This is a genomic window from Natrialba taiwanensis DSM 12281 (assembly GCF_000337595.1).
GTDB lineage: Archaea > Halobacteriota > Halobacteria > Halobacteriales > Natrialbaceae > Natrialba > Natrialba taiwanensis.
On record NZ_AOIL01000050.1, the window covers coordinates 51,412 to 78,041 of the forward strand.

Genomic DNA, 26,630 nt, shown 5'->3' on the forward strand with positions numbered 1-26,630 from the left:
AATTCACACGACAGAGGACACAAACTCACGATACACGACTCGCGACACACACGCACCATACACACAAATACCATCCACTACCCATACAATGACCGTCCACATCGACAACATGACCCGGGTGTTCGACTCCCCGAACGCCGATCGCATCGTCGCCGTCGACGAACTCTCGCTGACCATCGAGGACGGCGAGTTCCTCACACTCGTCGGCCCCTCCGGCTGTGGCAAGACCACGACGCTTCGCTGTGTTGCCGGCCTCGACACGCCGACCGCCGGTACCATCCGTGTCGACGACCGCGACGTAACCGAACTCCCACCACAGCAACGCGATGTCGCCCTGCTCTTCCAAGATATCGCGCTCTACCCGCACATGAGCGTCCGCAAGAACATGGAATACGGCCTCAAAATCGCCGGCGTTCCCGAAGACGAACGGCGCGAACACGTTGCGGAGGCCGCAGCTCTCCTCCAGATCGGCGACCAACTCGACAAGATGCCCGCCTCGCTCTCGGGCGGCCAGCAACAGCGTGTTGCACTCGGCCGGTCACTCGTTCGGGACCCCTCCGTATTCCTCTTCGACGAACCGATGAGCGATCTGGACGCCAAACTCAAGCGTGAACTCCGACCGGTCGTCCAGCGGATCACCGACGAAATCGGCTGTCCCGTCCTCTACGTCACCCACGACCAGGAGGAGGCGATGACGATGTCCGACCGAATCGCTATCATGGACGACGGCGAACTCCAACAGGCCGGCTCGCCCAAGGAAGTTTACTCCGAACCCATCAACGACTTCGTCGGCGAGTTCATCGGCCAGCCGGCGATGGAGTTCTTCGACGCCCACGTTGAATCGGCAAACGGAACTGCAGCCGTCTCCATGGGCGACCACACCGTCTCGCTCCCTGCGACCGCCGACGAACTCGAGGGGTACGTCGACAGTCCGGTTCGCGTCGGCGTTCGGCCCCAGCAAATCGGTATCGGTGATCCAGCCGAGGGAATCGAGGCCGAGCACGTTCTCGACGAGCCCCTGGGCGACGAAACACACAGCATCTTCGAGACCGAGTTCGGCGACGTGACTGTCGTCACGCACGCGGATTTCGACGGTGACGGCGATACCGAGTATGGGCTAGTTCTCGACGAATCGGCGACGCAGTTGTTCGATCCGGACTCCGGTGTCAGGATCCACTAACCTTCAAGAAGTCTCACTGGACCGGTCGTTCTGCCCGCACGCTTCGCTCGAGAACTCGTCGTGCCGTTTCACTGGGGTGGTTTCGGTACCCGACCGCTCTGTCACTGTCAGTACCGCTGGGCTACACTAGCTGATATATGATACCACGTGACAAACTTTATGAGCGCATCCATCGTAGTGTTGGGCAAGGATCGACGAAATCGATCCAGTATCGCAATGAGTACCCCACCATCGGAAACCGAACGCCACGAGGTCACGCTCTCCAGAGAGGAAGAATGGGTCGTCCACCATTCACTGGTGGCACGCGTCGACGAGGCCCTCGATGAGGACGCGTCACCACCATCGCAGCTCCTTACACTGGTCGAACTGGTCGAATCGAACGACAACACCGGTCGATTCACCCAGTCACAGCTCCAACGACTCAGTACACACCTAACCGACTATCTCGACCATGAGGAAACGCCGTCCCGGGATATCGAGTTCGGCCGCTCGGCGATCGATGAACTCGACAGGGTACTCGAGACACAGGAGTAATGCCGGTCGCTGCGTGCTGATCGCTTTTTTATCGATACTACATGAAACGCAGTCCAAGCAAACGCACGTCAGGGGCGCGTCGTCGCCCACACCGCCGTCAGCGCGAGCAACGCCGCCGGTAGTAGCGGCAATATCAACAGCGCCACGAAGTAGTTCAGATGCGGCGGCCACAGCAAAATCGACAGCGGCGCGACGACGAACGCGAGCACGATCGCCCCCACGAGAACCCACCCTCGCCAGTCGAACTCGCGCTCGGCCGTCGCCGGATGGCGGGGCGCGTCGGTCCAGTCCCCGTCGGAGTCGCCCTCGGCAGTTTCGGTCTCTGCCCCACGGCCGTCCGGCCCGTCGAACGCCGCAGGGTCGTGAACGTAGCCGCCGTCGTCGCTCGAGGTCACACGTATCGGTTTCGACTCCGTGATGAAAGCACTCACGGTTCGTGATTTTGCGGTCTCGAGTTCACACTGAATCGTTCTGCTCGGTGCTGGTTCGTGTTGCTGTATCGGGTACCGGTTCATACGGACTGCTGTCAGTCAGTTCCGGCGCAACCCCAGGACGGTTCGCGGTTGCGCCGGAAACTCGGTACAACAGACCGTCTCAGAGTTCGCTATCCGGCCGGACGACGACCTTGCCGAATCCTTCGCGGCCTTCGATGATCTCGTGTGCGCGGGCGGTTTCGCTCATCGGCAGCACTTCTCGAACCGCGGGGGTGAAGGTGCCGTCCCAGACGAGTTCCATCACGTCGTCGACCTGACCAGGGGTGCCCATCGTCGAGCCGATGATCTGGAGTTGGTTCCAGAAGATGCGCGGAATGTCGGTTTCGGGGTTGCCGCCGGCAGTGCCCCCGCAGGTGACGAGGCGGCCGTTCTTCGCGAGGCTCTTGATCGAATCGCGCCAGGTTCCGGCCCCGATGTAGTCGACGACGACGTCGACGCCGCGGTTGCCGGTCTCGCTGCGGACCCACTCCGCGAAGTTCCGTTTCTCGTAGTTGACCACGTGATCGGCGCCGTGTTCGCGGGCGTAGTCGAGTTTGTCCTCGGTGCTGCCGGTGGCGTACACCTCCGCGCCCGCGTAGTCTGCGATTTGGAGGGCGGCGTGACCGACGCCGCCGCTGGCTCCGAGGACGAGCACTTTCTCGCCAGCCTCGATATCCGCACGGTCGATCAGTAGCCGCCAGGCGGTCTGGAAGACGAGCGACGACGCGCCGGCGGTGATCCAGTCGACGTGTTCCGGGACCGGGATCAGGTTGTCCGCGGGAACCGCGGCGTACTCCGAGTGGACGCCAGTGACGTGCTCGCCCAGCAGGTGGAAGTTGACACACAGCGTCGGGTCGCCGCTGCGACAGAACTCGCAGTCGCCGCAGTTGACGCCCGCCGTGACCGCGACGCGGTCGCCAGGGTCAAATCGCGTAACGTCTTCCCCGGTGGCTTCGACGACGCCCGCGGCGTCACTGCCGGGGACGTGGGGCAGTTCGAGGTCGAGCGTCGGCAGCCCGCGGCGAACCCACACGTCGAGGTGGTTGAGCGCGCCGGCTTTCACGTCGACAAGCACCTCGTCGCGGCCGATTTCGGGGTCGGGATACTCGCCGTACTCGATGACATCCGTCCCGCCGTGTGCCGTGATTTTGACTGCCTGCATACACACAGGTTGACCAAAACACCGGCATAACAGTTGTGACTACGTTCAGTAGGGCCGGTATCACGGCGAGGACACAGTGACTTGCTGACTGCTTTGCGTGTGCCAGCGTACCGTCGAACCAGTCGGTGACGACAGCGATGCCCACTACCGATGGCTGCCCGGATGGCCACGATACCACGATAGTACGAGCAACTAGCGTTTTACCCGCCGCCGGTCAAGTCGACGTATGAACGAGTCGACCGAGTCGGACCCGGACACAGCAGCCGGCAGCACAGAAACAGCCACTGAATCGAGTTCTCGAGAGCACACCACTCCACTCGGCGTCGGGATCGTCACGATTGCCGACGATCGAACGCTCGAATCCGATCCTGCCGGCGAGGATCTCAACGACGAGTTCACCCAGGCAGGTCACGAGGTTGCGATGCGAGAGCACGTCAGTCCGGATCACGACAAGGTCCAATCGATCGTCTCGCGCGTGATCGACCGCGACGATGTCGATGTCGTGGTGACCGCCGGCGGAACGAGTGTCGAACCCAGCGATCGGACGATCGAGGCGGTAACGCCGCTTCTCGAGAAGCGCCTGGAGACGTTCAGTGAACTGCTGACGACGATCCTCTACGAGGCAAACGGTTCTCGCGCGCTCGCAGCACGAACGACCGCCGGCGTAACCGACGGTCGACCAATTTTCTGTCTGCCTGGAAACGCCGATGCGGCGCGGCTTGCCGCTACGGAACTCATCATCCCCGAGTGTCGCCATCTCGCTGAACTCGCTCGGCCGGCGGAGTCAGCGGATGATTCGACCGCCGCCGAGGATGCGAACGGGAATGAAGATGAAAGCGAGGGCGCAGGAGAGGGCGAAGACGAGAGATCGGCAAACGGAGAGCAGCCGGGAACGCACGAGAGCACCGAGGGAATCGACGGTGATCTGCAATGACGAATCGGGATAACCTTTCGAAAGAAGCCGTCCGCGAGCGCGTCTGGGACGACTTAGAAGACAGCGGCGTCGCCCGATTTCCGTTTCCGCCACACGGTCGCATTCCCAACTTCGAAAACGCGGCGGCCGCCGCCGCCCGCCTGGCCGACCAACCCGAGTGGCGGGCGGCGACGACGATCAAGGCAAACCCCGATGCGCCGCAGTTGCCGGTCCGTCGCCGCGCCCTCCGAGACGGCAAAACGGTCTACATGGCCGTCCCTCGGCTCCGCGACGAAAAGTGCTTCCTGAAACTCGATCCCGACGAACTCGAGGACTACGATGCGGCCACCACCGTCTCCGGCTCGACCGACCACGGCGAACAGGTCGGTCCAGCGGCCGTCGACGAGATCGACCTGATCGTCTCCGGAAGCGTCGCCGTCTGCATCGACCCCACGCCCGTCTCCAACGACGATTCCGGCAGCGTAGACGGCAGCCGAATCGGAAAGGGTGAAGGCTACAGCGATCTCGAGTTCGCAATTCTCACTGAACTCGAACTCGTCGACGAGGAGACGCCTGTTGCGACGACGGTTCACGAGCGCCAACTCCTCGCCGGTGACGACGCTGCAGCGATCAGCTTCGACGAGCACGACGTGCCGATGGATCTGATCGTCACGCCCGAGCGAGTGAGACGGCCAGCGAGGCAGGCAAGTGAGACCAGAACCGGCGCTGATAGGCCGGACGGCATTGACTGGAGCCTGCTCTCTGCCGAGCGGCGCGCGGAGATGCCGGTCCTCGGTCGATTGGCAGAACAGCGCTAAGGCCGATTACAACGATCTATGCGAGGGTTTCCGGCAACTAGTCGATTGGGTACGCGAGAATGAATCCTGAAGGACTCGGGACGAAAGACGCCCCGAGTACAGGTGCCAGAGCCGCAGTTGCCCGCGGGCTGGTGCAGTTCCCACGGGACAGCGATTGCGGTGTGGCAATGGTGGGGGAAGGGTGCTGTGGTGGGATTGCTGGAAGTCACGGGAGTCGTGGGTGCCTCGGATGAGGTGTACCCGTCGACCTCCATCCATCTCTATTGGCGGGACCTACTTGAACCAGGGTGATGGTCCACTGCTCTTGTGCCGGATTTTCCCGAATTTAACCCGGATTTAATCGACCAATCCAACCATTAGAACCGTTTAAAGGAATGAATCCGTTCTTGGTGGTCAGTTTGGCGGTAGCGGGCTCGTGGGTGGCAGAAATTGCCGGAATAACTGCTGCAGGGTCGCAGGATGCTCCCGCCTATTCGGCGAGTTCATCCGCGACGACATCGGGCGACATGAGGCGGGGGTCGATCGCGAGGTCGAGTTGTCCCTTGACGAACTCGGGGACGGTCCGGCGGGCGTAGGTAACGGTCCGCAGGTCGTCGGTGAGATCGTAGACGATCGGAATCGTCGTCGCCTGGTCGATGTCGGTCAGGACGTAGAGGTCAGTTTCGACGATACCGGCTTCCTCTAATTGCGGGCGTGAGATGACGCCGCCGAGTCTGGTGACGGTGACGCCTTCGGCTTCGAGCGCGTCGGCGAGACCGTCCTCGTCGGGACCGGCGACGATTGCGTGCGGGCCTTTGTCTGGATCTGTGTCCGTATCCGTGTCCGCGTCTGTGTCTCTGTCACTCATTCGTACTCGATCGTTGCCGGTGGCTTGTGGGTCACGTCGTAGACGACGCGTGCCACGTTATCGTTCTGACCGGTGATCCGGGACTGGATGCGCTGGAGCGTCTCCCAGTCGATTTCCTGTGCGCGGGCGGTCATTCCGTCGCGGGATTCGACCGACCGGACGGAGACGACCCAGCCGTGAACGCGGTTGTCGCCCTTGACGCCCGTGGCTTTGCCGATCACGGCGGCCAGCGCTTGCCACGGGTCGTACTCCTCGAGTTCGTCTTCGACGACGTGGCAGGCGTGGCGTGCGACCTCGAGTTTTTCGTCGGTGACTTCGCCGATGACCCGCACTGCGAGGCCGGGGCCGGGGAACGGCATCCGCTCGGCGACGACCTCCTCTAAGTCGAGGTGGCGGGCAACGTCGCGGACCTCGTCTTTGTAGAGGTCGCGAACGGGTTCGACGATGCCGTCGAAGTCGACGACGTCGGGGAGTCCGCCGACGTTGTGGTGGGATTTGATGCCGCCCTCGCTTTCGATGCGGTCGGGGTAGATCGTCCCCTGGACGAGGTAGTCGGCGTCGGCCTCCGTCGCCTCGCGTTCGAACTCGCGGATAAACTGCTCGCCGATGATTTCGCGCTTTGCTTCGGGGTCCGTCACGCCGGCGAGTGCGTCGAGGAAGCGGTCTTTCGCGTCGACGATCCGCAGGGAGTCCATGTAGTCGAACGTGTCGCGGATGCCGGCGGTTTCTCCTTTGCGCATCAGGCCGGTGTCGACGTAGACGGGTGTGAGCTGGTCGCCGATAGCCTCGTAAGCCAGGGCCGCAGCGACGGAGGAGTCGACGCCGCCGGAAAGTGCGATGACGGCGTTTGCGTCGCCGATTTCGGCCCGGATTTCATCGATCGCGTCTGGAACGAACGTTTCAGTGTCTACCATCAGTGGGTTACCTCTGTTTCGGTGTCGGTTTCGCCGTCCGTTTCGGTGGCGGTGTCCGCGGCACTGGTCGTACTGCCGTCGATGGCCGCCTCGACCAATCCGAGGAACGGCGGACTCGGCTGGCCCGGACGGGACGTGTACTCGGGATGGAACTGCGTTCCGAGGAAGTACGGATGGCCCTCGAGTTCGAGGATCTCCATCCGGTTGCCTGCGGTCCCGGAGAAGGTCAGCGGTTCGTCCGCGAACTGCTCGAAGTATTCGGGGTTGACCTCGTAGCGGTGACGGTGGCGCTCGGAACAGGACGTGTCACCGTAGAGGTCGTAGGCGAGCGTTTCGGGTTCGATGACGGTCGTGTGTTCGCCGAGTCGCATCGTCCCGCCCATGTCCTCGACTTCGTACTGCTCGGGGAGGATGTCGATGACGGGGTCGGGTGTATCCTCGTCCATCTCGGCGGAGTGGGCGTCCTCGAGTCCCAAGACGTTGCGGGCGTACTCGACGACGGCCATCTGGAAGCCGAGACAGAGTCCGAGGAAGGGGACGTCGTTCTCGCGGGCGTATCGAACTGCCTCGATCTTGCCTTCCGTCCCGCGCATCCCGAAGCCGCCGGGGACGATGACGCCGTCGACGGCCTCGAGTTGGTCGTCGTAGCCGTCGGCCATTCCGTCGGCGTGGACCCAGTGGACGTTCACGTCGACACCGAGTTCGAAGCCGGCGTGTTTCAGCGATTCGTGGATCGACATGTAGGCGTCTTCGAGGTCGTACTTACCGACCAGTGCGATGTCGACGGTTCCCGATTTCTCGGTCGTGACGATATCGCGCCACTCGTTGGCTCGTTCGCCCTCCGGCAGCGCCTCGTCGGCGAGGCCGAATCGCTCGAGGACGTACTGGTCGAGTCCCTCGTCTTCGACCATCAGCGGGACGTGGTAGACATCCTCGACGTCGGGATTCGAGAACACGGCGTCGGTCGGAATGTCACAGAACAGCGCGATTTTCTCCTTGGTCTCGGGATCGAGCTTGTCCTCGCAGCGGCCGACGATCACGTCGGGCTGGAGACCGATCGAGCGGACCTCTTTGACCGAGTGCTGGGTCGGTTTGGTCTTCTGTTCGCCGTTTTTCGAGTACGGAACGAGGGTGACGTGCGTAAAGAGGATGTCCTCCTCGTCTTCCTCGTGGGCGAACTGGCGCAGGGCCTCGAGATAGGGCATCCCTTCGATGTCTCCGACCGTCCCGCCGACCTCGACGATACAGACGTCGTATCCCTCGGCGGCCTCGCGAATGCGGCGTTTGATGTCATCGGTGATGTGCGGGATAATCTGGACCGTCTTCCCGAGGTAATCGCCGGCGCGTTCCTTCTCGATGACGTGTTTGTAGGTCTTCCCGGTGGTGATGTTGTGATCCGAGGTCATATCGACATCGAGGAATCGCTCGTAGTTCCCCAGGTCGAGGTCGACCTCGCCGCCATCCTCCAAGACGTACACCTCTCCGTGCTGGTAGGGGTTCATCGTCCCCGCATCGACGTTCAGGTACGGATCGATCTTGACGGCGGTAACGTCGAACCCGGCGTTTTTGAGAAGTCGACCGGTGCTCGCGGCCGTAATTCCCTTTCCGAGTCCCGACATCACACCGCCGGTGACGAAGATGAACTTGTTCCCCAGGGAGGGGTCATAATGAGTGTCCGGTTCCGTCGGCATACCGAGTGTCCGCGTGAGCGGTTGAAAACGATTTCGGAGGGGATCGGAAACGACAGTAGCTACCATACGCCGAGAGCACACGGGTCCCGGTCGGATTCGGCGATGATCGGCTGTTCACTCTCTTCGCGATTGATCGACCGCCGGCGCGCCCGTCTGCTTTCGGCCCCGACTAGGGGTTTTCGTCTTGCACTTCGACGATTGCGGCCTGTTCGAGGGTTTCGATGCCGCTGTCCAGGCGGAGTTGGACCGTTCCCCCGGGAAGGTCGCCGTCATCCCTCTCAGTCGGATCATCCGGTACGGAGACAGCGGTGACGCCGTCTATTGTGACGGAGCGACGCTGGATCGGATCGCCCCTGAACTCGATGGTATCCCAGGTTTCAACCTCGAAATCGTCGATATCCGCCCCGAAGTAGTCCTCCGAATCCGGATTGACCGTATCCTCGGTCTGGGACTCGCCTGTCGTCCGATTGTCATCGAACTGTACTTCCTCGTGTTTGTACTGGCGACAGTGGACGAGCATAGATAACACTACCCGCAGTATCCATATAATGATTCTAGTGGAACTCGCAACCCACCGTGTTACTATAGCACCCGCGGGGATTGACGGGGGTCAGAGAGACATCGCAGCGAGAGAGTATCCAAAGCGTATTTTACGATAGGGATCCGTGGAGTATCTATCAGTGACAGCTCACGAACGACGGGCGACTCTCGAAATTAGCGACCCCGATATCGGCTTTCAGGCCGGCTTCGGGTTCTACCTCGGGGTCGTCGTCACCGGGATCGCGGCGGCCGTAGCAACTGCGGCCGGGGCAGCTACTGCGACGCTGCTTGGACTCTTGCCCAGTGTGGTCACCTGCGTGGCGATTCTCGGGCACATCCTCGCGAAACGAGCCTACGGCCTTCCCGAGCGGATCGGCCGCAGCCGGCGGCGACGGCTCGGCTGCTATCTTCCAGCAATCGTGCTCACAGCGCTTGTCGCCGCTCCGGCCGTCGTCGCAGCCGGTCTCTCCGCTCGATTTCAGCTCGTCGTGGGCGTTTTCGCGCTGTTGGCCGGTCTCTCCGCGTACGGTCTCGATCGAATGAGCCGCAATCGCTACGTCGCGGCACTCACTCCCGAGGAACCGGCCGCAAGCTGGGAGTACCACCCAGCCGGCATCAGCCCCAGCGAGTTCATCTTCGCCGGAATCATGGCCCTGGTTGTCGTCTTCGGACTGGTCACCGCGGCGGCGGGCAACGGACAGGGACTGATCTGGGCGCTCTACGGCATCCTGATCTTCCTCACCTCCCACCGCGGCCCGGGAAGCTGGAACGAACTTGATCCCGGCGACCGGTGGAATCCGCCCGAACTCCGGGCCCACGAGGCAGGGCTCATCCACAAACGCCCGTTCGCGCGGAAGCTCATCCCCTGGGACGCCATCACCGACGTTCGGCTGACCGACGACGAACTCGTCCTCGAACGGCAGTGGTTCGGCCGGTTTTCCTCCCGCTGGCTCGACGTTCGCTGCGACCGGGAAGCAATCGAGTCCGATGCCGAGTCGCTTCGGGATGCACTCGATCGCGTTCGACAGACCGAAACGCACCGGCTGCGCGACGGGCGGTGCGACGAAGGCGGCGCGTCGGTTCCCGAGCGTTCGACTGCGGCCGAGACGACGGCAGATCCCGACGCGGAAGCTGAACTCGAGACGACCGAGTGACCGCTGCTGAAACGCCGTTCTGACGTGCCGTTCTGACGCGGTTGGATCGCCGTTAGCACCGTCGACGACGATATCAGTCCGGAAAAATATCGGCGCTAGCCGTCGTTACTTGCCCCAGAACGGATCTCGGCTGCGCTGTTTGTCGAGGTACATGTTCAGCGCCTCGAGTTCGTCGCCGGGGATTTCGCTCGCGAGTTCTTGTTCTAAGATCTTGGCGTGTTTTTCGGGGATTTCTGCCCAGAGTTCGTCGTCTTCCTCTATCTGGCGGCCGACGGTGGGGCCGTCAATGGCGACGGAGACGCGGTTGCCGGCGCGGGCTTCGTCGACGTCCTCTCCTTGCTCTTGAATCCCCTTGACTTGCCCGACGCGCTCGGGTTCGGAGCCGTCGAATTTCACGATGTTGGTGTTGTTTTGGACGGTTCCGGAGTTCACCTCGACGCCGACGACGGCGGGGTCGTTCTGGCGGAAGGTGTGGTCGGGAAGGATGCGAAAGCGGGCGGGGCGGACGATGTTGTCGAGGATGGTGTCTTGCTGGGCGCGTTCGAGTTCGTCGACGTACTCCTCGTACTCATCGATGAGTTGATAGATGACCTCGTCCGTAAAGATCGTCACGTCTTCGGTTTCGGCGCGCTGATCGGCGTCGGAGAGCGTCTCGACGTTGAATCCGAGGATGGCCTGCTGTTTCGGGTCGTCGGCGGTCGAAGCGACCGATACGTCTCGGGGAGCAACATCGCCGACTTCGGCGCGAACGATCGGTACTTCGGCCTCGTCCAGCGCATCGGCCATCGCCTCGAGACTGCCGAGGGTGTCGGCTTTGACGACGACGCCCTCTTCGGCGGTGTCGACGGCGATGTCCGCGAGTTCGGCCTCGACCTCTTGAATAACCTCGTCGAGGTCGCGGTTGCGGACGACGCGGACGGGTGCGCCGGCCATCGCGTCTTCGAGTTCAGGGGCGGCGATTTTGATACCGGAGGCGGCCGAGATTTCGTCGACTTTTTCGAACCGGCTCTCGGTGCGGATTTCGGCGAGCGGGCGCGGTTGGAGCAGCGCGCGCACGTCGGTGACGATGGGTTCGTTCATGCCGCCGACGACGAGTTGATCGTCGGCCCTGATCGTGCCGTCGTAGAGGACGGTGTCGATGGTCGTCCCGAAGCCTTTCTCCTCTTTGACTTCGAGAACGGTGCCGACGCCGGGGCCGGTGACGTCGATTTCCATCTCTTCTTTCATATAACGCTGTGAGAGCCCCATCATGACGGTGAGCAGGTCGGGAACGCCCTCGCCGGTCATCGCCGAGACGGGGACGACGCCGACGTTGCGCTGGAAGTTTTGCCCCCGCCAGTAGAGGTCGGCGGAGAAGCCCTCGTCCGAGAGGTTGCCGATAATCTCGTAGAGGCTTTCGTCGAGGCGCGAACTGACGCGGTCGGTCTGGGCCTCGTAGGTCGCGTTGATCGGCGAGTCCTCGGTTGCGTTCCAGCCGGGAACGGTGTCGATCTTGTTCGCCGCGACGATAAACGGCGTCTCCGAGCGCTTGAGAATGTCGAGCGCCTCGAGCGTCTGGGGCTGGAAGCCGTCGTTGACGTCGACGACGAGGATGGCGATGTCAGCCAGCGCGCCGCCGCGAGAACGAAGCGTCGTAAAGGAGTGGTGTCCCGGCGTGTCAATGAACAGAAGGCCGGGGAGATCGAAATCATCGGGGTCGACGAGGTCGCCCGCAATCGAAGAGATCACGTCGAGCGGAACGGCCGTCGCGCCGATGTGCTGGGTGATTGCCCCTGCTTCACCCTCGATGACCGCCGAGCCGCGGATCTTATCGAGGAGACTCGTCTTCCCGTGATCGACGTGTCCGAGGACGGCGACGATCGGCGTTCTGAGAGATGTGGAATTGCGTGCGCCCGCGTCTGTGTCCGTGTCCGTATCGGTATCCGACATGATGAACCACCAGAGAAGCTCTTGCCTAGAGAATCCGGAGGGCGGTAGTTAAACCCATCGTCACGCCCCGAAGCCGAGTGCAGACGTGTGGGGGGCTCATGACGGCCAGCAGGGTTTCCGAACGCTCTTGTCGGGAACCCGCACGCGGGAGCGGAGTTCCCACCTCGCGCGACGCGGCGACTTCACCTGCCGTCGCAAACAGTGTTGAGCCCGAGGTTTTTAATACCGATTAGTAAATACGAGTATGCATGAGTGAGATACTCGCCGAAAACCTCTCGGGCAAGTCCGTCATGGGGTCGGACGGCACCGAACTGGGGCTGCTGTACAACATCACCATGGACCTAAAATCGGGGCAACTTCACAACCTCGTTATCGAGCCGGACGAGGAGCTTCCGGAGCGGGCCGTCGACTTCAGCGTCGACGACGCCGGTCGATTCCTCGTCTCCGTCAGCCGCGTCCAGGCGGTCAAAGACTACATCGTCGTCCAGCGCTAAGGGTATGTACGTTCTCGACTCCTCGGCTTTTATCCACGACTTTCACACAACAGAACAGACTGCAACCATCCCCCTCGTCCGCGAGGAACTCGAAGACGAGAGCGCCTACCGCTTCGACGCGATGGAGGGCTCGGGCATGCACATCCACATCCCGAACGAGGACACCACCGAGAAGGTCCGCCGCGCCGCCAAAGAATCCGGCGACCTGAGCGTCCTCTCCGATACCGACATCCGCCTCGTCGCCGCGAGCTTCGAACTCGACGCCACGCTCGTCACCGACGACTACGCGATGCAAAACGTCTCCGAGAAATTAAACGTCGCCGTCGACGTGATCGCCCGCGACGGCATCGAGGAACAGCGCCACTGGCACTACCAATGTCAGGGCTGTGGCCGCGAGTTCGACGAGGAAAAAGAACGGTGTCCGATCTGCGGCTCCGAACTCGCGCGGAAGAACCCGTCATAACAGCAGCAGGCTCTCGACAGTGCTTGCCGGGTTACGCGCTGTACGTGAAATAGAGGTTTGCAAAGAGGACGGCGTTGTAGACGCCGTGAACGAGCGCTGGCACGAGCAGATTCTCCGTTCGTTCGTACAGCGTCCCCAGCACGAGTGCCAGACCGAAGATAACGGCGAGGCTTGCGACGACCTGTCCCGGGCCGGCGGTCCAGTAGGCCTGGGTGTGAATAATCGCGAAGATGACGCCGCCGACCAGGATGGCACCGCCCCGGGAGAACGACTCGTACAGCGATTTCTGGATGATATTTCGGTAGAGCAACTCTTCGAAGGGACCGATAACGAGAATCGAGGCCGGTACCAGAACCAACAGGATTTCGGGATTCTCCGCCGCTTGCTGGGTCGTTCCGTGGTCTGCGCTCTCGACGCCGGTCGACTGAAAGAGCAGCGTGATCGCTCCAAGTGCGCCGAAGATGGTGAGCACACCGCCGACGATCAACAGGAGGTTTCGTCCCGTCGGCCGCCCCAGGTCGATGTACGACAGGTCTCGCCCCGTCACCGAGAGGTACCACCAGACCAGGACCCCCGTTCCAAGCGCCATCCCGAGTTGGCTCACGACGACTGACTGGACCCGCGACAGTTCACCGACCGACGCCATCACGGGCAGTGCAATCACGAGCGCGCCCACCTGGGGGGCGAGCAATCCGCCAAAGCCGAGCGCAGACAGTATCGTCGTCCGTTGCGTTCGCTCCTTGAGTCCGGCCAGCCCGATCCCGAAGTAATCCGCAACGGCCACACCCACGGCAAGCCCGCCCGTCACGAAGGCCGCAAAGACCAGCGAAAACGACGATTGGATACCGGGAACATCGATCGAGACGGGTATCCCCTGATTCAGCGCGTACCCCGAGAGCACGACGACAACGATACTCGAAGCGCACGCGACGACGGCGGCCAGTTGCCGGTCGAGGCTCCCGTGGCGACTGGCGAGAAAGGCGACGACAGTCACGACCGCAAACGCGGCCGCCACCCAGATTGCAGGACTCTCGACCCCGCGCGTAACGGGAAGCAGCGTCGCCACGAGCATCACGGCAGCAAAGACCGCCCCGAGACCGGGAACGGCTGCAGACGTCACGGCAGCAGCCTCATCGGCCCCTGTGGCTTTGTTCATACGTCACGTTTCGTACGCGTCCACATATGGGCTCCGCAACCGGCCCAAACACCGGGTACTCCTCCGGAAACGACACCCCCGCAAGCCGATCTGCTCGCTGCTCGACTCCCGAAGCTCCCCGTCCCGTTACCGCTCGACCCGCAACTCCGTCTTCTCGGCGACCGCCTCGGCCTCCGCGAACTCGCCGCCGCCCAACAGACCGCGAGTCGCCTTCTTCGCCCACTCCACGGCCGGCTGCTCGAAGGTATTCACCCCGTAGAGTTCACCGGCGAGCACGCAGGCGACTTCCATACCGTAGAGCAGTCCGCCGAGTTCGAACTCGTCGACGCGGTCGATTTCGACGCGGACGTTGGGGCGGCCGGCGGCGGCGAGGCTCGCTTCGGTCGCTTCGAACTCGGCGTCGAGCAGGTCGCCGAGCGAGGCGTCACCGAGATAGGAGAGGTCGTCGACGTCGGTGTCGGGGATCGGCCGGGCCGCGGTTTCCTGCACCGTGACGAAGGTGACGAGTTTATCCCGCGGGCCAGCCCGATAGAGTTGCAACTGAGAGTGTTGGTCGGTCACGCCGAGTGCGCGGACCGGCGTCTGGCCGAGGTCGTCCTTGCCGAGGCTTTCGGCCCAGAGTTGGGCGAACCACTCGGCGTAGGTTTCAAGCGATTCCGCGTACGGCATCATCGCGTTCGTGCTCGCCCCGCGTGCGTCCAGCGCGTAGGTGACCGCGCCGTAGGCGTAGGCGGGACACTCGAACAGCGAGCCGGTGAGCGTCTCGGCCTCGGCGGCCGCCCCGCGGAGCAGGGCATCGAGATCGTGCCCGCAGACGGCGGCGGCGACCAGCCCGACCGCGGAGAGTGCGGAGAACCGACCCGGAACGCCGTCGGGAACCGCGAGCGAGGGCAGATTGTGGCGCTCCGCGAGTTCACGGAGCGGCCCGCCGTCGCCGGTCGTGACGATGGTTCGTTCGGTCCAGTCGACGCCGGCTTCTTCGAAGGTCTCGCGGACGACGAGGAAGTTCGCGAGCGTTTCGGCGGTCGTGCCCGAGCGCGAGACGACGTTGAGCACGGTGGTCTCGAGGTCGAGCCGATCGAGCGTCGCCGAGAGCCAGTCGGGGTCGACGTTGTCGAGGTAGATCGCCTCGGGATCGTCCGCGTCGTTCAGCGCGTCGGTGATAGTCGCCGCACCGAGTGCGCTGCCGCCGATACCGACGGTAAGGACGGCGCTCGTGTCGGGACCGGTTACCCGGTCGACGGCAACCTGTATCTCGTCTGTGTCCGTCCGGTTCGGCAGGTTCAACGCTGCGTAGCCGTGCTCGCCGGCCTCCATTCCGGCATCGATTCGCTCGTGTGCGTCGGCGACCTGCTCGTCGAGGCGCTCGAGCGCCGCCCGCGAGATACCTGGAGCGGCAACTGCCGAAAGCGCGTTTCCGATGTCGACGTTCATGTGCGAGAGGGCAACCGCCTGCGATAAAGACGTTCCGTCATCCGGCGGTCGATCCGTCGGAGCGACCCGAAACCCCGAAACCGCCCGGATGCCTACGCCGGCACATGACCGAGAAAACCGGCACCTTCGTCGTCACCCACGCCGAGGACGACTCCGCCGTCGTCCGCGACATCGAGACGACGCAGGTCCACACGCTCGCGTCGAATCCCGGCCTCGAAACGAACGACGTGCTCGAAGCCACCGTCGCCCCCGATCCCCCGCTCGAGGTCACCTGGCAAGTGATCGACGTGGCCGAGCGGCGCTCCGTCGACCTCGTCGACAGCGACCTCGACCCTACCCAGCACGCCACCGAGCTCGCTGCCGACGCCGACCCCGGCGAGTTCATCCAGGAGGAACGCGCCGGCACCGGCGAGATTCACGTCTTCTGCGTGCCGGCGGCTGAACTCGAAGCGGCGGCCCAAGACGTGCTCGAGGACGAGGAGACGATCGCGCGGGCGGCCCGCCTCGGTGCGGTTCGGGTGGAAGTTCGTCGGGCCGCGACCGAGGCGTCGTCCGAGTCCCAGGACGACACCGGCGTGCTGAGCGTTCGCTACCTGCCCGACTGAGTCACACGTACTATTACGGCAGTACGGCATTACCCATCACGCCACCTCAACGAAACGAGAATCCGTCCCCGTTAGGCCCGACTCGGCCCGTCCTCGCTCTGCACGCGCCAACTGCCCTCGATACCGCAGGCTTCGCGGATTTCGTAGCTGATCTCCGTGTCCGTGTCGATCAGTGCGCCGCCTTCAACCGCCTCCACGCGAAGCGGGACGTCGAGCGAGTTCCCGCAGCACCCGACGCCGACGAACTCGTCCCACTGGTCACCTTCGCGTGCGTGGTCGCGCGTCTTGCACAGAAAGGCGCGAAACGACGGCTTTTCGATCTGGAACCGACCCCATTCCGAGAGGTCGGCGGGGTACGAAACGACGACCCGGGCCGCTGTCTCGCCTCGCGAGTCAGTTCGATGCTGCCGGTCGGACTGGGCGCGTGAGTCAGCCGTCATAGTCACTGATAGGGGCTCGGATGGCTTGAGCGTGAGGCTTGAGCGGGAGTCGTTTCACGCCAATTCATTCTGGAACAGACGACTAAAATTGAGAAAGCTTACCTCGGGCGACACCCAGTGGTCCGATATATGGGGTATTTCGACGTACCGGACATACAGTATCCCCGGTACACTAACCGCCAGCTCGCGGCGGTACCGCTCGGACTCCTCGCCGTTGCACTGCTCGTGTTGAGCGGCTCGTTTCTGCTCACCGGCGCGCCAGTGCCACTCGGTATGGACTTTACGGGCGGTGCAGAGTTGACGATCCAGACGACGTCCTCGGAAGCCCAGATCCAGACGGCGTTCAGCGTCGAACCGGATTCCATCCAACGCATCCAGGCTCCCGGCGTCGACAATCAGTATACCGTCCAGTTCGCTGGCGTCGAAGACGACGAGGCGATTCAAACGTTAAGTGAGCAAGCCGCCGCTGAACTCGAGCAAGATGGGAACGCCGAAATCGTTCAGCAGGAATCGACGGCGTCAGCGAGTTTCGCGGCCCAGACCCAACAGACCGCGCTGCTCGGGATCGCCGTCGCGTTCGTCGGCATGAGCGCGCTCACGTTCTTGCTCTTTCGGACGTTCGTCCCCTCCATCGCGATCGTCCTCTCGGCGTTTTCGGACCTCGTGATCCCGCTCGCGTTCATGTCGATCGCGGGCATCTCGCTCTCGCTCGGGACCGTCGCCGCACTCCTGATGTTGATCGGGTACTCGGTGGACTCGGACATCCTGCTGAACAACCACGTGCTCCGCCGGAGCGGCGACTTCTACGAGAGCACCTCGCGAGCCATGACGACCGGCGTGACGATGACCATCACCTCCATGGCCGCGATGCTCGTCATGGGAATCGTCGCCTCGCTCTTCGGCATCGAACTCCTGGCGTCGATCGGGACCATCCTCTTCGTCGGCCTCGCCGCTGACCTGATGAACACCTACCTGTTGAACCTGAGTCTGCTTCGCTGGTACAAGTTCGAGGGGGTGCGATCATGAGCACAAATCCGATCGCCTTCGTCAAGGAATACTGGCGGGTTATCCTGCTCGTCGCCTTCCTCGCGTTCGCCCTGGTCGCCCTGTTCATCCCGGGCGGCATCATGGCGGACGACTCCCTCGCCGACAATCTCGGCGACAACGAAACCGCTGCCAACCAGTCCGGCGACGAGGGCTTTACGAACCTCGAGTACGGGATCGGTCTTGACGGCGGGACGCGAGTGAGCGCACCCGCAACCGGGATGACGGTCGACGAACTCGACATCGACGACAACGAGCAACGCGATATCGAGTCGACGCTCTACACTGAACTCGACATCGAGAGTTCGGATGCGACCGTGCGCTACCACGAGAACGACGACCGATACACCGCCGAGGTCTTCACCGAGAACGTCACCGCGGCGGAGTTCGCAAGCGCACTCCAGAGCGCCGGCCTCGATGTGACCGAAGACGACGTCGAAAACGGCGTCACACAGGAGACGCGCGACGAGATGATCAATACGATCGAGTTGCGGGTTAACGAAGCGGGCCTCTCCGGCGGGAACGTCTACCAGGAGGCGACCGTCGACGGCGGCTACTACATCGTCACCGAGGTTCCCGGGATGAGTCCGGAGGAACTTCGGGGCCTGCTCAGTGACCGCGGCGACGTCCAGATCGTCGCGTACCATCCCGACGGGAACGGGAATCAGACCAACGACACTGTTCTCAACGACGACGACTTCAGTGATATCAGCCCACCTGCATTCGACGAGCAAGAGGGCACGCACTACGTGCCGGTGACGGTCGATAATACGGAAGGCTCCGACGGTAACAGCGCGGCCTCCGAGTTCCAAAGCGCGATGAACGAGTACGGCTTTACCTCGGAGGGGATCGGCCAGTGTTCGGTCCACGACCGTGACGCCGGCGAGTTCAACTTCGATCAGGACCAGCAACAGTGGTGTATGCTCACGGTCGTCGACGACGAGATAATCGACGCCCACAGAATGGGGAGCGGACTCGGCGGTGATATGGAATCCGGCACCTGGGCGAACGATCCCGGGTTCCGGATGATCGTCCCGACCCAGCAGGACGCCCAGTATCTCTCCGTGAACCTGCAGTCGGGGGCGCTGACCGCGCCGCTCGATTTCAGCCAGGAACAGACCTACTCCACCGAACCGGCGCTGGCCGATCAGTTCAAGACGTTCTCGCTCCTGATCGGGATCCTTTCGGTGATCACCGTCAGCGGGGTCGTCTTCCTCCGGTATCGCGATCCGCGCGTCGCGGCACCGATGATCGTGACGGCGCTTTCGGAAGTCGTCATCCTGCTCGGCTTCGCCGCGCTGATACGAATGCCGATCGACCTCTCGCACGTGGCCGGGTTCATCGCCGTCGTCGGGACGGGGGTGGACGACCTCATCATCATCGCCGATGAGGTGATGAGCGACGGCAACGTGAGTTCACAGCGGGTCTTCGAGTCTCGCTTTAGCAAGGCCTTCTGGGTCATCGGAGCCGCCGCGGCGACGACGGTCATCGCTCTGTCGCCGCTCGCGGTGTTGAGTCTCGGCGACCTCCGCGGGTTCGCCATCATCACGATCCTCGGCGTGCTGATCGGGGTCCTCATCACGCGGCCCGCCTACGGCGGTATCCTCGAGCGGCTGCTCACGGATCGATAGGTGTGATTCATATAGGGGAGAATTAGTATTGGTATAGAAAGAACTATTAAAACCGACGGTGAGTTATAATTATGCCGAAGTTGGTAGGACATTTAAAAGACGATCAATATACCGGGAAAAACAGATGCTTTAAATGCACAATCACCAATATAATTTTGTCTATCTTAATATCAGCTATATTATCTGTATCGCTCCTGTTTGGAAACCGATTCTCAGTGATACAATCAATATCTCTCACAATTATATTCTTATCTACATCTATTACGATGATATGGCTAAAGGGTTATTTTATCCCATATACGCCAATATTAACAAAGATGATATTCCCTCAGAAAGTACTACACTGGTTTGGTAAGGAGACTACCTCCCCGATTAGAAACTTCGACCCATCGTCACAAATACCTATCCTCGAAAATGAGGATATCATCCGATATTCAGAAAAATCCGAAGATTATGTTGTCTCAGAAGAGATTGTTTCCAATATTGCTAAGAATTATACAGGGCAGAAAGATAGTCTATGTGTTGATGAAATACCCGAGAACCTTGATATTGATGATGTTAGTGTTTTATACAGGGCTGAAAAGATCTATCTTGTGAGTGATGATAGGAGAATCCATTATTGGCCATCTGAGGTAGCAATAGTTATCGACCTCATTCTAATTGATGTTCTTAGGGAATCAATTACTAGTTGGAATGTGATTTCGCCGGAAAAAAGGTTGAATTTATTAGCTACTATTAGATTATTCCTTCAAGAATGCCCAAATAGGGATCCAACGATTGGTAAGATATCCGAATATGAGACCTGTTGTGATGAAAAAAGGATTTTTAAGACCATTTGTGAAAGCTCTGACGAAGTGTTATTTTCGAGATCGATTGAATAACTATAATCCTATATTTGACCATCTTGCTGTAATAGAAATCATCACCGGAAATATTTTATACATGTGGATATTAGTAATGGTATGGCAAAATCAGATTCAAAGGAAATCACAGAAAAACAGACTACTAAGGTCCCAAAGCGAGCGGATATCGCAGATTCCATCTCTCCATCACAAAATAGAGTGTTCTTTAGACGGGCTTTCTTCAAAAGTTCCCTTGCAACGATTGCTGCAATCGTTGGGGTTGGTAGTACTTCTTTGAGTGTGGCTGCTGAAGAAGATACTAAATACAAGAAGCAAGCCAGCGATGATGATATTATTGACATTGTTAATGATTGGGAAGAAGAAATTCTATTAGTACTTTCAAAGAAAGAGAGTATACCAGACATTCACAGCACGTCAACCACTTCTTCTTTGCACCGTTTCATTCGAAATCAGGATCCTATCTTAATCAAATATAAAGATCATATGGAAGGTACAGAATATCTAGTATTTACTTCATCTGGACCAGTTAGTGACTTTAGTATTGGCCTTGGAAGAGATAGACAAGACTTCTTCTATAAACCAGAGAACATTCAAGATGGTATTGAAATAAGAGATGAACTCAGACAAAATGTAGAGGAAGTACCAGCACAATCCTCCGGAGGCGATTTAAATAGTCAAGAATCAATTGAAATGAAATCTGACTGTGACCCGCTTTGTGATGATTATCCTAATAGCTGTGGCCCAGATTGTGGGCACAATCATTGCTGTGTTCCATATGGAGAAGAGGAGGATATGTGTACTGTTTTTAATGGTGCATGTGGTAGATGGGATAGTGTAGTGACTGGATGTTGTTGCAATTGTCATACATGCTACGATCTGAGAATTGACTGTTGTCCCGGCCATACCTGGTGTCCAACTGGTGGCTGTCCATCTCCCAATCCACAGAATTGTTAACAATAATTCGAAGACAGTGCCGGGCTCTGTTGAATCGCTGTAAGGCGGTGGATTTCACTGTTTGATGGCACGGTTGATGTTGTAGACGACACACATCAGAGCGATTTCACGGAACTCTCGATACCAGGTTCGCGCTCGCACGGCGTAGCCGAGCGAGCGCTTGACGGCGGAGTTGACGGTTTCGGTCATTGACCGCTGAGCGTATCGATCTTCGTCAATGCGGGCGTTGTGTGCGTGATCATATGGAGCGAAGATCCGGTGTTTGATCAGCGGGCGAATGTCGAGTTCACGGAGTTGTTCGCGGAGTTGTTGCTTGTCGTAGCCCTTATCAGCGGCTAATGACCGCAGATCGCCCGCGTTCCGGCGGGCGATCTGCTCACAGAGGTCGGCGTCACTGCCTTCTAACGTCGTCGAGCAGTGAAGGTCGAACACAGCTTGCGTTGCTGTATCGACGAGTTTTGTCACTTTGAGCGTCTGAACCCGATAATTCGTTCGGTGGCAGTAATGGCGGCTAGCACGATCCCGTTCATAGAACGTTGCATCGATCGCAGCGTGCTCAGAGAGATCGTGCAGCTGCGCCGACTGGCGCAGCAGCACTCGACAGACACTCATTTCGATCCGATCAAACGCCTTACACAGCGTGGATGGTGCAGGGAGATCGGCCGGTTCAAGGCCGATCTCTCCTGTTATTTGTGGCATTTCCTTCAGTAGATCGATCGTCATTCGATAGGATGTATCGAGATAAATCCGGAGACAATGCAGCGAAACAAGGGCATAGTCGGCGAATCCGCCGCCACCGCTTGGGGCGGCGGATTCGCCTCGTTCACCCGTAACTCTTTGTGCAATTGAGACGCAACGCTCGGTGAAGCGGGAGATTTGGGTCATGAACAACTGAAGTCTCCCGCTTCAACTCCTTCGATTTACTGACTTCCCCGANGAGACGCAACGCTCGGTGAAGCGGGAGATTTGGGTCATGAACAACTGAAGTCTCCCGCTTCAACTCCTTCGATTTACTGACTTCCCCGACGCCGTCTAGTGATTCAACACAGCCCAGTGCTGGCAAGGGCGCTATCTAATTGAGAATGTTTGAGAGACGATCAGGCTGTAGTGAATGCTGATCATGTCATACTAGTATCCACTCAGAGAAATATTAAATATAGTGTATGGTAAGGATTGGTGGATGAGGGAATCCCTTTCCTCCTAACGTGTCTCTGGATATACCTGTATTTGATAGGATTGTCAGTTCGGGCGATTGTTGCAGTACTTGAATTACTCGTGTTAACTATTCATACAGGGGCAATTTGAATCCAATTTCTCAGGTGGTCTGCCGATGGTTCAGTCAGCGATGAGTCGTGGTTGATGAGAAACAAATCGAAGTAGACGGCTAGAAGAAGTGGTTGTACGCTGCGATCGGCACAGAACTGGAAGTCCTGCTGGAAATTGACGTGTTCGGTCACACGGAACTGCCCCTATGGAAGCGTTCTTGGAACGTCTAGGCGAGAAACACAGCATAGACGAAATAGGGCTACTTGTTGATGCTAGTGGCGATATGAATACAATGTCTAAAAGATAATATTATATGATGTTTCGTATTCCAGGGCTGACACCAATCGACGGTACCTGCCTTTTCGTCACCGTGTGCACGGACGAAGTCGATTGAGACATTGTTTTCACACTGCGTACAGATCGGCATCAGTTAACTACCTCCATTGGCTCTGTTCTTCGCTCGATCGCCACGTCGAGTGATCGCTGCGAGAGAGAAGAATCGCGCGCCTGCCGTTGCAATGCGCCTATGTCGTCTGTATAATAGAGAGCAACCCGATGCTCTCGAGGAGGAGCCAGAGCACGAACAGGCCGTACACGCCGAGCAGGAACCAGGCCTCCCGTTCGGAGAGGAGCATATCTGTCCTCGCGATCGTGAAAAAGACCGCCGTCGCGAGGACGAGAAAGGACATCATCGGAACGACGTGGGCGAACTGGATGTCCATTCCTCTCGCGGCGAGAACGCCGATCGGCACCGCGACGAGCAGGTCGAAGATGTTACTCCCGAGTACGTTGCCGAGACTGACCGACGAGCGGCCGGACCGCGCCGCGACGACGCTGACGAACGCGTCCGGAACGCTCGATCCCGCCGCGACCACGGTCATCCCCCACAGAAATGACGGCGTTCCGAAGGCGTCGCCGAGCCCGACCGCCGCACGGACGAGCCCTTCGACGCCAACGATGATGACGACCAGCCCCAGCCCGAACCAGAGCCAGTTCCTGGCGAGATCGATGCTCGTATCGACCTCGAGTTCATCCTCGGCGGCGTCGAGATACTGGGTGAAGACGTACAGCCCGTACAACGCGATCGGGAACAGCGCGAGCGGGCCCGTGACGGTGCCTCGGACGCCGGTCTCGCCGATCGGATAGTAGATCACCGCGAGCGAGAACGTCAACAGCAACACGGCGACCGCGAGCATGTAAAAGAGCGACTCCTTGTAGACGAGTTTGCGGTTCGTCTGCATCTCTCCGGGGCCGGCGAGCGCGGCGAGGCCGGGGATCACGAGCAGGTTAAAGACGGCCGAGCCAACGATCGCGCCGACGCCGAGTCCGGACTCCCCGTGTACGAGCGTCGCGAGGAGCACGCTCATCAGTTCGGGCATACTCGAACCGGCGGCGGCGATGAGCGCGCCCTGGACGACCGGCGGCACGCCGTAGCCGGCCGCGAGGCTGTTCGAAGCGGATTCCAGCCAGGAACTTCCCTTCCAGACGACGCCGGTGGCAACCGTCGCGAGTGCAAGCAGGAGCAGAATGTCGAGCACGTATAAGGTATACTCGGGAAGAGAACTCATATAAAACAACACGACTGTCATCGCCTGCTCGCAACGAGCCGTCTCAGAACTGCCCGAGCCCTGTCTGTTCGGCCGCCGCGAGCACGTCTTCGCACGTCGCCCACGACGCTCGCGCTACCGGCGGTAACTCGCCGTGTTCGTCGACATAGCGTTCGAGGAACTCCCGGGTCGTCGGATCGCTCGGGTACCCGCTGCCGACCGAGCCGAACTCGTCGGCGATCGTCTCGACGTGCGCGTCGCGGGCGACCTTGGCGACGATACTCGCCGCCCCGACGATCGGCGAGTTCTCGTCCGCGCCGTGGCGCGCGTCGAGTTCGAGTTCGAGCGTGCAGGCGTCGGTCACTCGCCGCGCGAAGCGGTCGGCGTCGGTGTCGCAGGCATCACAGAGCCCCGTCAGCGGATCGGCGCTGAACTCGTTTTCGTTCTCGTTCTCGTCCTTGTTTTCGTTCTCGTTCTCGTCCTTGTTTTCGTTCTCCTTCGAGAGGGATTCGATCGCCTGCGCGTGCGCCCGAACAGTGAGCGAGTTCATGTCCGTCTCGGGATCGTCGATCTGCGCGGGCGTTATTTCGGCGAGACCGATACCGATCCGGTCGTCGGCTCGCAGCGTATCCGCGAGTTCGTCGCGGCGGGCGGGTGCGAGTCGTTTCGAATCCGCGATACCCTCGGGGAGCGCCGCGTCCGTCTCGACGTGGACGGCGGCGGCGAACATCGACCCCAGGGCCGGACCCTTGCCGGCTTCGTCGACGCCGAATGGCATACGCCGAGGGTCGGTCGCGGATCGGTAAACCGTTGCGTTCTTCCGGTCCATTTCACCGAGTGACCGACGGGTGACAGCGGCCGGCTCGCGTCGAGAACGACGAGCGAGTCGGTGGGAATCGAACCCGAGACGTGGCGTACACTTTTGGTCGTCGCCGTGAATGGTACTCGAACAAACATGATTCGAGGTGCTCTCGCGTGGCTGCGCGAACGGATCGCCGTCGAGGATGCCGACGAACGCATCGAGGGCTCCGGAGAGCCGATCATGTCTCCACAGCATCGACGATCATCGGACGCAGAAGGCGAACTCGGTCGGCTCGAAGAACTCGCCGATGAAACCGAGCGTGACGATTCGTAACTCTGCTGCCTTGCAGGGGCGAACGCGCTACTCCTCGTCGGCTCGCGGCTCGTCCCGAAAGTACTCCTCGAGTTCGAACGGCTCGGTCTCTCCCTCGACGCCGGTCACGTCGAGCGCCGTCACCTCGGCGTCGGTGCCGAGCAGGCCGGCCAGACTCGGCTCCGTTCGCCCGTCGTCGCTGCTGACGAGTTCTTTCACGTAGAGGCCGCCCTCGCCGTGGATTCGAACCTCGGCCCGGGTCGGTTCGGACAGGTCGCCGTCGGTGTCGTAGACCGTCCGCTCGCGGGTCAGCGCCGCCCGTCGGTGGTCGACGCGTTGTGGCGTGTCCTGTTCGACCGTCGTGCCCCGGAGTTCGGCGAGCGCATCCTCGAACGCCGTCTCATCGATTGGCTCACTGAACTCGACGTCCGCGCGGTAGTGTTTGCTCGCGTCGTGTTCCTTGACGCGTTCGACCATCTCGTAGGTCGCCAGCCGGAGTCCCGCGACTTCGACGGAGCCCGCGGCGGCCTCGTTGATCTCGCGTTCGAGCGCCGCTGGATCGGGGTCGCGGTTCCGGGGCCGTTTCACTTCGAGGACGAACGGGCGGCCCGCCTCGAGCATGCGGGCGTCGACGTCCTCGCGGCCCGCGCCGTGGAAGGTGCCCTCGTCGCCGTCCATTGCGTCGACGACGTGGGGTCGAACCGTCTGCTCGACGCTCGTCTCGTACATGTATCCCGAGCCGCCGCAGTAGTCACAGGGTTCCTCGCCGTCGTCGCCGAGCTGGATGCCGCTGCCGCCACACTCCCGGCAGGGCCACTCGGTCTGGGGAATGTCGCGCTCGAGTTTGCGGTAGCGTCCGTAGACGAAGGCCGGATTGATCTGTACGTCGATCGCGTGGCTCGTGACTTCGGCTGCCGCGCCCGATTCGAGCACGTCGAGGGGATCGAATCCCTCGAGATCGATGACCGCCAGTACGTCCGGCCGGTCGAAGTCGACGTCGGTACCCGTCTTCGCGCCGACGCGGCGGCCCACCTCGCGGTTCAGCTCGCGTTTGAGCGATTCGCCGCTGTCGGGTTCGAGCGACGCGTCCTCCCGGAGGAGGCGCTCGTTCTCTTCGGCCAGCGGCGGGACCTTCGTCCCGACCTGGTAGGTCTCGAAGTCGACGCCGTCGAGTTCAGCGACGATGGTGTCGGCGATGGCATCGAAGGTGCCGCAGTAGCCTTCACAGACCCAGCACGCGTCGGGGTCGTCGGGATCGTAGTCCGCGTCGTCGGCCAGTGCGATGGTCGTCCGAAGTGCCCGGCCGCGCTCGGCGTTCGTCAGGCCGAAACTCCGGTCGGCAAAGGGGCGACCGAGACAGGAATCACAGAGGGGCCCCGTCGCGAGCAGCGCGCGGGCGTCGTCCTCGAGCGTCGTCATATCCTATGCGTCGGGCGGCCGCGGGTAACACGTTTTCCCTTCCCG

At 60.8% G+C, this 26,630-nt stretch carries 28 protein-coding genes; 13 read left to right on the plus strand and 15 right to left on the minus strand.

Annotation, left to right across the window (positions count from 1 at the left end):
- Nucleotides 1-88: 88 nt before the first annotated feature.
- Together C484_RS14170 and C484_RS14175 are read left to right on the plus strand one after the other, a co-directional pair.
- Entirely contained in the window at nt 89-1,180 is a 1,092-nt protein-coding gene (locus C484_RS14170; RefSeq protein ID WP_006826595.1) for an ABC transporter ATP-binding protein, read from the plus strand.
- A 216-nt stretch (nt 1,181-1,396) separates the two neighbouring features.
- On the plus strand, nt 1,397-1,714 hold the full coding sequence (locus C484_RS14175) for a DUF7853 family protein (protein WP_006826596.1): 318 nt from the start codon (nt 1,397-1,399) through the stop codon (nt 1,712-1,714).
- 68 nt (nt 1,715-1,782) lie between these two features.
- Here C484_RS14175 and C484_RS14180 read toward each other — a convergent pair whose 3' ends face one another.
- Both C484_RS14180 and C484_RS14185 read right to left on the minus strand, forming a co-directional pair.
- The gene (locus tag C484_RS14180) at nt 1,783-2,109 is read right to left on the minus strand and encodes a hypothetical protein (protein WP_006664648.1); all 327 of its coding nucleotides are present in this window, start codon (nt 2,107-2,109) and stop codon (nt 1,783-1,785) included.
- A gap of 199 nt (nt 2,110-2,308) precedes the next feature.
- Nucleotides 2,309-3,349, minus strand: a complete 1,041-nt coding sequence (locus C484_RS14185) for a zinc-binding dehydrogenase (protein ID WP_006826598.1) — start codon at nt 3,347-3,349, stop codon at nt 2,309-2,311.
- 226 nt (nt 3,350-3,575) lie between these two features.
- On the opposite strand from C484_RS14185, the gene C484_RS14190 reads away from it, so the two are divergent.
- Nucleotides 3,576-4,283: a MogA/MoaB family molybdenum cofactor biosynthesis protein gene (locus tag C484_RS14190; RefSeq protein ID WP_006826599.1), complete on the plus strand. Its 708-nt coding sequence runs from the start codon at nt 3,576-3,578 to the stop codon at nt 4,281-4,283.
- A complete protein-coding gene (locus C484_RS14195) occupies nt 4,280-5,080 on the plus strand; it encodes a 5-formyltetrahydrofolate cyclo-ligase (RefSeq protein WP_006826600.1) in 801 nt (266 codons plus the stop codon). The genes C484_RS14190 and C484_RS14195 overlap by 4 nt, the downstream gene beginning before the upstream one ends.
- A gap of 469 nt (nt 5,081-5,549) precedes the next feature.
- On the opposite strand, the gene C484_RS14200 is transcribed toward C484_RS14195, so the two are convergent.
- The 4 genes from C484_RS14200 to C484_RS14215 form a co-directional block, all read right to left on the minus strand.
- Nucleotides 5,550-5,927: a DUF7126 family protein gene (locus C484_RS14200; protein ID WP_006826601.1), complete on the minus strand. Its 378-nt coding sequence runs from the start codon at nt 5,925-5,927 to the stop codon at nt 5,550-5,552.
- Nucleotides 5,924-6,841 (minus strand): glutamine-hydrolyzing GMP synthase, encoded by a 918-nt coding sequence (guaA, locus tag C484_RS14205; protein ID WP_006664643.1) that lies wholly within the window; start codon nt 6,839-6,841, stop codon nt 5,924-5,926. The genes C484_RS14200 and guaA overlap by 4 nt, the downstream gene beginning before the upstream one ends.
- A complete protein-coding gene (gene pyrG / locus C484_RS14210; RefSeq protein ID WP_006826602.1) occupies nt 6,841-8,532 on the minus strand; it encodes a glutamine hydrolyzing CTP synthase in 1,692 nt (563 codons plus the stop codon). Before pyrG ends, guaA begins: the two co-directional genes overlap by 1 nt.
- Before the next feature lie 169 nt (nt 8,533-8,701).
- Nucleotides 8,702-9,052 carry a hypothetical protein gene (locus C484_RS14215; protein ID WP_006826603.1) on the minus strand — a complete coding sequence of 117 codons (351 nt, stop codon included), beginning with the start codon at nt 9,050-9,052 and terminating at the stop codon, nt 8,702-8,704.
- 160 nt (nt 9,053-9,212) lie between these two features.
- Between C484_RS14215 and C484_RS14220 the strand changes: the two genes are divergently transcribed.
- Nucleotides 9,213-10,226 (plus strand): PH domain-containing protein, encoded by a 1,014-nt coding sequence (locus tag C484_RS14220; protein WP_006826604.1) that lies wholly within the window; start codon nt 9,213-9,215, stop codon nt 10,224-10,226.
- Between the two features lie 105 nt (nt 10,227-10,331).
- On the opposite strand, the gene infB is transcribed toward C484_RS14220, so the two are convergent.
- The gene (gene infB / locus C484_RS14225; protein WP_006826605.1) at nt 10,332-12,155 is read right to left on the minus strand and encodes a translation initiation factor IF-2; all 1,824 of its coding nucleotides are present in this window, start codon (nt 12,153-12,155) and stop codon (nt 10,332-10,334) included.
- A 248-nt stretch (nt 12,156-12,403) separates the two neighbouring features.
- Between infB and C484_RS14230 the strand changes: the two genes are divergently transcribed.
- Together C484_RS14230 and C484_RS14235 are read left to right on the plus strand one after the other, a co-directional pair.
- Nucleotides 12,404-12,649, plus strand: a complete 246-nt coding sequence (locus tag C484_RS14230; protein ID WP_006110184.1) for a PRC-barrel domain-containing protein — start codon at nt 12,404-12,406, stop codon at nt 12,647-12,649.
- Nucleotides 12,650-12,653: 4 nt separating this feature from the next.
- Nucleotides 12,654-13,112, plus strand: a complete 459-nt coding sequence (locus C484_RS14235) for an NOB1 family endonuclease (protein WP_006110183.1) — start codon at nt 12,654-12,656, stop codon at nt 13,110-13,112.
- A 31-nt stretch (nt 13,113-13,143) separates the two neighbouring features.
- On the opposite strand, the gene C484_RS14240 is transcribed toward C484_RS14235, so the two are convergent.
- Both C484_RS14240 and C484_RS14245 read right to left on the minus strand, forming a co-directional pair.
- Nucleotides 13,144-14,268 carry a CPBP family intramembrane glutamic endopeptidase gene (locus C484_RS14240; RefSeq protein ID WP_006826606.1) on the minus strand — a complete coding sequence of 375 codons (1,125 nt, stop codon included), beginning with the start codon at nt 14,266-14,268 and terminating at the stop codon, nt 13,144-13,146.
- A gap of 126 nt (nt 14,269-14,394) precedes the next feature.
- On the minus strand, nt 14,395-15,702 hold the full coding sequence (locus tag C484_RS14245) for a hypothetical protein (protein ID WP_006826607.1): 1,308 nt from the start codon (nt 15,700-15,702) through the stop codon (nt 14,395-14,397).
- A 104-nt stretch (nt 15,703-15,806) separates the two neighbouring features.
- Here C484_RS14245 and C484_RS14250 point away from each other — a divergent pair, with 104 nt between their 5' ends.
- Nucleotides 15,807-16,307 carry a DUF5812 family protein gene (locus tag C484_RS14250; RefSeq protein WP_006826608.1) on the plus strand — a complete coding sequence of 167 codons (501 nt, stop codon included), beginning with the start codon at nt 15,807-15,809 and terminating at the stop codon, nt 16,305-16,307.
- A 71-nt stretch (nt 16,308-16,378) separates the two neighbouring features.
- Here the strand turns inward: C484_RS14250 and C484_RS14255 are convergent, their stop codons facing one another.
- Nucleotides 16,379-16,747, minus strand: a complete 369-nt coding sequence (locus C484_RS14255; protein ID WP_006826609.1) for a hypothetical protein — start codon at nt 16,745-16,747, stop codon at nt 16,379-16,381.
- Nucleotides 16,748-16,876: 129 nt separating this feature from the next.
- Between C484_RS14255 and secF the strand changes: the two genes are divergently transcribed.
- From secF to C484_RS23095, 4 genes are all read left to right on the plus strand, one after another.
- Complete coding sequence (gene secF, locus C484_RS14260) at nt 16,877-17,773, plus strand: protein translocase subunit SecF (RefSeq protein ID WP_006826610.1); 897 nt, start codon at nt 16,877-16,879, stop codon at nt 17,771-17,773.
- Nucleotides 17,770-19,422 carry a preprotein translocase subunit SecD gene (locus C484_RS14265; RefSeq protein WP_006826611.1) on the plus strand — a complete coding sequence of 551 codons (1,653 nt, stop codon included), beginning with the start codon at nt 17,770-17,772 and terminating at the stop codon, nt 19,420-19,422. Before secF ends, C484_RS14265 begins: the two co-directional genes overlap by 4 nt.
- 317 nt (nt 19,423-19,739) lie before the next feature.
- Nucleotides 19,740-20,303: a hypothetical protein gene (locus C484_RS23090; RefSeq protein ID WP_152422720.1), complete on the plus strand. Its 564-nt coding sequence runs from the start codon at nt 19,740-19,742 to the stop codon at nt 20,301-20,303.
- 81 nt (nt 20,304-20,384) lie between these two features.
- Complete coding sequence (locus C484_RS23095; RefSeq protein ID WP_152422721.1) at nt 20,385-21,239, plus strand: hypothetical protein; 855 nt, start codon at nt 20,385-20,387, stop codon at nt 21,237-21,239.
- 54 nt (nt 21,240-21,293) lie between these two features.
- Here the strand turns inward: C484_RS23095 and C484_RS14275 are convergent, their stop codons facing one another.
- The 4 genes from C484_RS14275 to rnhB all read right to left on the minus strand — a co-directional run bounded on the left by C484_RS14275 (nt 21,294) and on the right by rnhB (nt 24,830).
- Entirely contained in the window at nt 21,294-22,124 is an 831-nt protein-coding gene (locus C484_RS14275; RefSeq protein WP_083867352.1) for an IS5 family transposase, read from the minus strand.
- 640 nt (nt 22,125-22,764) lie between these two features.
- Complete coding sequence (locus C484_RS25185) at nt 22,765-22,932, minus strand: DUF7563 family protein (protein WP_449289175.1); 168 nt, start codon at nt 22,930-22,932, stop codon at nt 22,765-22,767.
- A gap of 97 nt (nt 22,933-23,029) precedes the next feature.
- Entirely contained in the window at nt 23,030-24,043 is a 1,014-nt protein-coding gene (locus tag C484_RS14280) for a sodium:calcium antiporter (RefSeq protein WP_049915486.1), read from the minus strand.
- A gap of 73 nt (nt 24,044-24,116) precedes the next feature.
- Entirely contained in the window at nt 24,117-24,830 is a 714-nt protein-coding gene (rnhB, locus tag C484_RS14285) for a ribonuclease HII (protein WP_049915488.1), read from the minus strand.
- 177 nt (nt 24,831-25,007) lie between these two features.
- Here rnhB and C484_RS14290 point away from each other — a divergent pair, with 177 nt between their 5' ends.
- Nucleotides 25,008-25,187, plus strand: a complete 180-nt coding sequence (locus tag C484_RS14290; RefSeq protein ID WP_049915489.1) for a hypothetical protein — start codon at nt 25,008-25,010, stop codon at nt 25,185-25,187.
- 27 nt (nt 25,188-25,214) lie between these two features.
- On the opposite strand, the gene C484_RS14295 is transcribed toward C484_RS14290, so the two are convergent.
- Nucleotides 25,215-26,585 (minus strand): tRNA pseudouridine(54/55) synthase Pus10, encoded by a 1,371-nt coding sequence (locus tag C484_RS14295; RefSeq protein ID WP_006826617.1) that lies wholly within the window; start codon nt 26,583-26,585, stop codon nt 25,215-25,217.
- Nucleotides 26,586-26,630: the final 45 nt, after the last annotated feature.

Excerpts from the sequence above, each read along its gene's own strand:
- guaA (WP_006664643.1), bottom strand. The coding sequence starts at position 6,841 with ATGGTAGACACTGAAACGTTCGTTCCAGACGCGATCGATGAAATCCGG.
- rnhB (WP_049915488.1), bottom strand. The coding sequence starts at position 24,830 with ATGCCATTCGGCGTCGACGAAGCCGGCAAGGGTCCGGCCCTGGGGTCG.
- pyrG (WP_006826602.1), bottom strand. The coding sequence starts at position 8,532 with ATGCCGACGGAACCGGACACTCATTATGACCCCTCCCTGGGGAACAAG.
- C484_RS14230 (WP_006110184.1), top strand. The coding sequence starts at position 12,404 with ATGAGTGAGATACTCGCCGAAAACCTCTCGGGCAAGTCCGTCATGGGG.
- C484_RS23095 (WP_152422721.1), top strand. The coding sequence starts at position 20,385 with ATGGCAAAATCAGATTCAAAGGAAATCACAGAAAAACAGACTACTAAG.
- C484_RS14240 (WP_006826606.1), bottom strand. The coding sequence starts at position 14,268 with ATGAACAAAGCCACAGGGGCCGATGAGGCTGCTGCCGTGACGTCTGCA.
- C484_RS14170 (WP_006826595.1), top strand. The coding sequence starts at position 89 with ATGACCGTCCACATCGACAACATGACCCGGGTGTTCGACTCCCCGAAC.
- C484_RS14190 (WP_006826599.1), top strand. The coding sequence starts at position 3,576 with ATGAACGAGTCGACCGAGTCGGACCCGGACACAGCAGCCGGCAGCACA.
- C484_RS14265 (WP_006826611.1), top strand. The coding sequence starts at position 17,770 with ATGAGCACAAATCCGATCGCCTTCGTCAAGGAATACTGGCGGGTTATC.
- C484_RS25185 (WP_449289175.1), bottom strand. The coding sequence starts at position 22,932 with ATGCCGATCTGTACGCAGTGTGAAAACAATGTCTCAATCGACTTCGTC.
- C484_RS14200 (WP_006826601.1), bottom strand. The coding sequence starts at position 5,927 with ATGAGTGACAGAGACACAGACGCGGACACGGATACGGACACAGATCCA.
- secF (WP_006826610.1), top strand. The coding sequence starts at position 16,877 with ATGGGGTATTTCGACGTACCGGACATACAGTATCCCCGGTACACTAAC.
- C484_RS14290 (WP_049915489.1), top strand. The coding sequence starts at position 25,008 with ATGATTCGAGGTGCTCTCGCGTGGCTGCGCGAACGGATCGCCGTCGAG.
- C484_RS14235 (WP_006110183.1), top strand. The coding sequence starts at position 12,654 with ATGTACGTTCTCGACTCCTCGGCTTTTATCCACGACTTTCACACAACA.
- C484_RS14275 (WP_083867352.1), bottom strand. The coding sequence starts at position 22,124 with ATGACCCAAATCTCCCGCTTCACCGAGCGTTGCGTCTCAATTGCACAA.
- C484_RS14255 (WP_006826609.1), bottom strand. The coding sequence starts at position 16,747 with ATGACGGCTGACTCACGCGCCCAGTCCGACCGGCAGCATCGAACTGAC.
- C484_RS14195 (WP_006826600.1), top strand. The coding sequence starts at position 4,280 with ATGACGAATCGGGATAACCTTTCGAAAGAAGCCGTCCGCGAGCGCGTC.
- C484_RS14250 (WP_006826608.1), top strand. The coding sequence starts at position 15,807 with ATGACCGAGAAAACCGGCACCTTCGTCGTCACCCACGCCGAGGACGAC.
- C484_RS23090 (WP_152422720.1), top strand. The coding sequence starts at position 19,740 with ATGATATTCCCTCAGAAAGTACTACACTGGTTTGGTAAGGAGACTACC.
- C484_RS14215 (WP_006826603.1), bottom strand. The coding sequence starts at position 9,052 with ATGCTCGTCCACTGTCGCCAGTACAAACACGAGGAAGTACAGTTCGAT.
- C484_RS14295 (WP_006826617.1), bottom strand. The coding sequence starts at position 26,585 with ATGACGACGCTCGAGGACGACGCCCGCGCGCTGCTCGCGACGGGGCCC.
- C484_RS14185 (WP_006826598.1), bottom strand. The coding sequence starts at position 3,349 with ATGCAGGCAGTCAAAATCACGGCACACGGCGGGACGGATGTCATCGAG.
- infB (WP_006826605.1), bottom strand. The coding sequence starts at position 12,155 with ATGTCGGATACCGATACGGACACGGACACAGACGCGGGCGCACGCAAT.
- C484_RS14175 (WP_006826596.1), top strand. The coding sequence starts at position 1,397 with ATGAGTACCCCACCATCGGAAACCGAACGCCACGAGGTCACGCTCTCC.
- C484_RS14245 (WP_006826607.1), bottom strand. The coding sequence starts at position 15,702 with ATGAACGTCGACATCGGAAACGCGCTTTCGGCAGTTGCCGCTCCAGGT.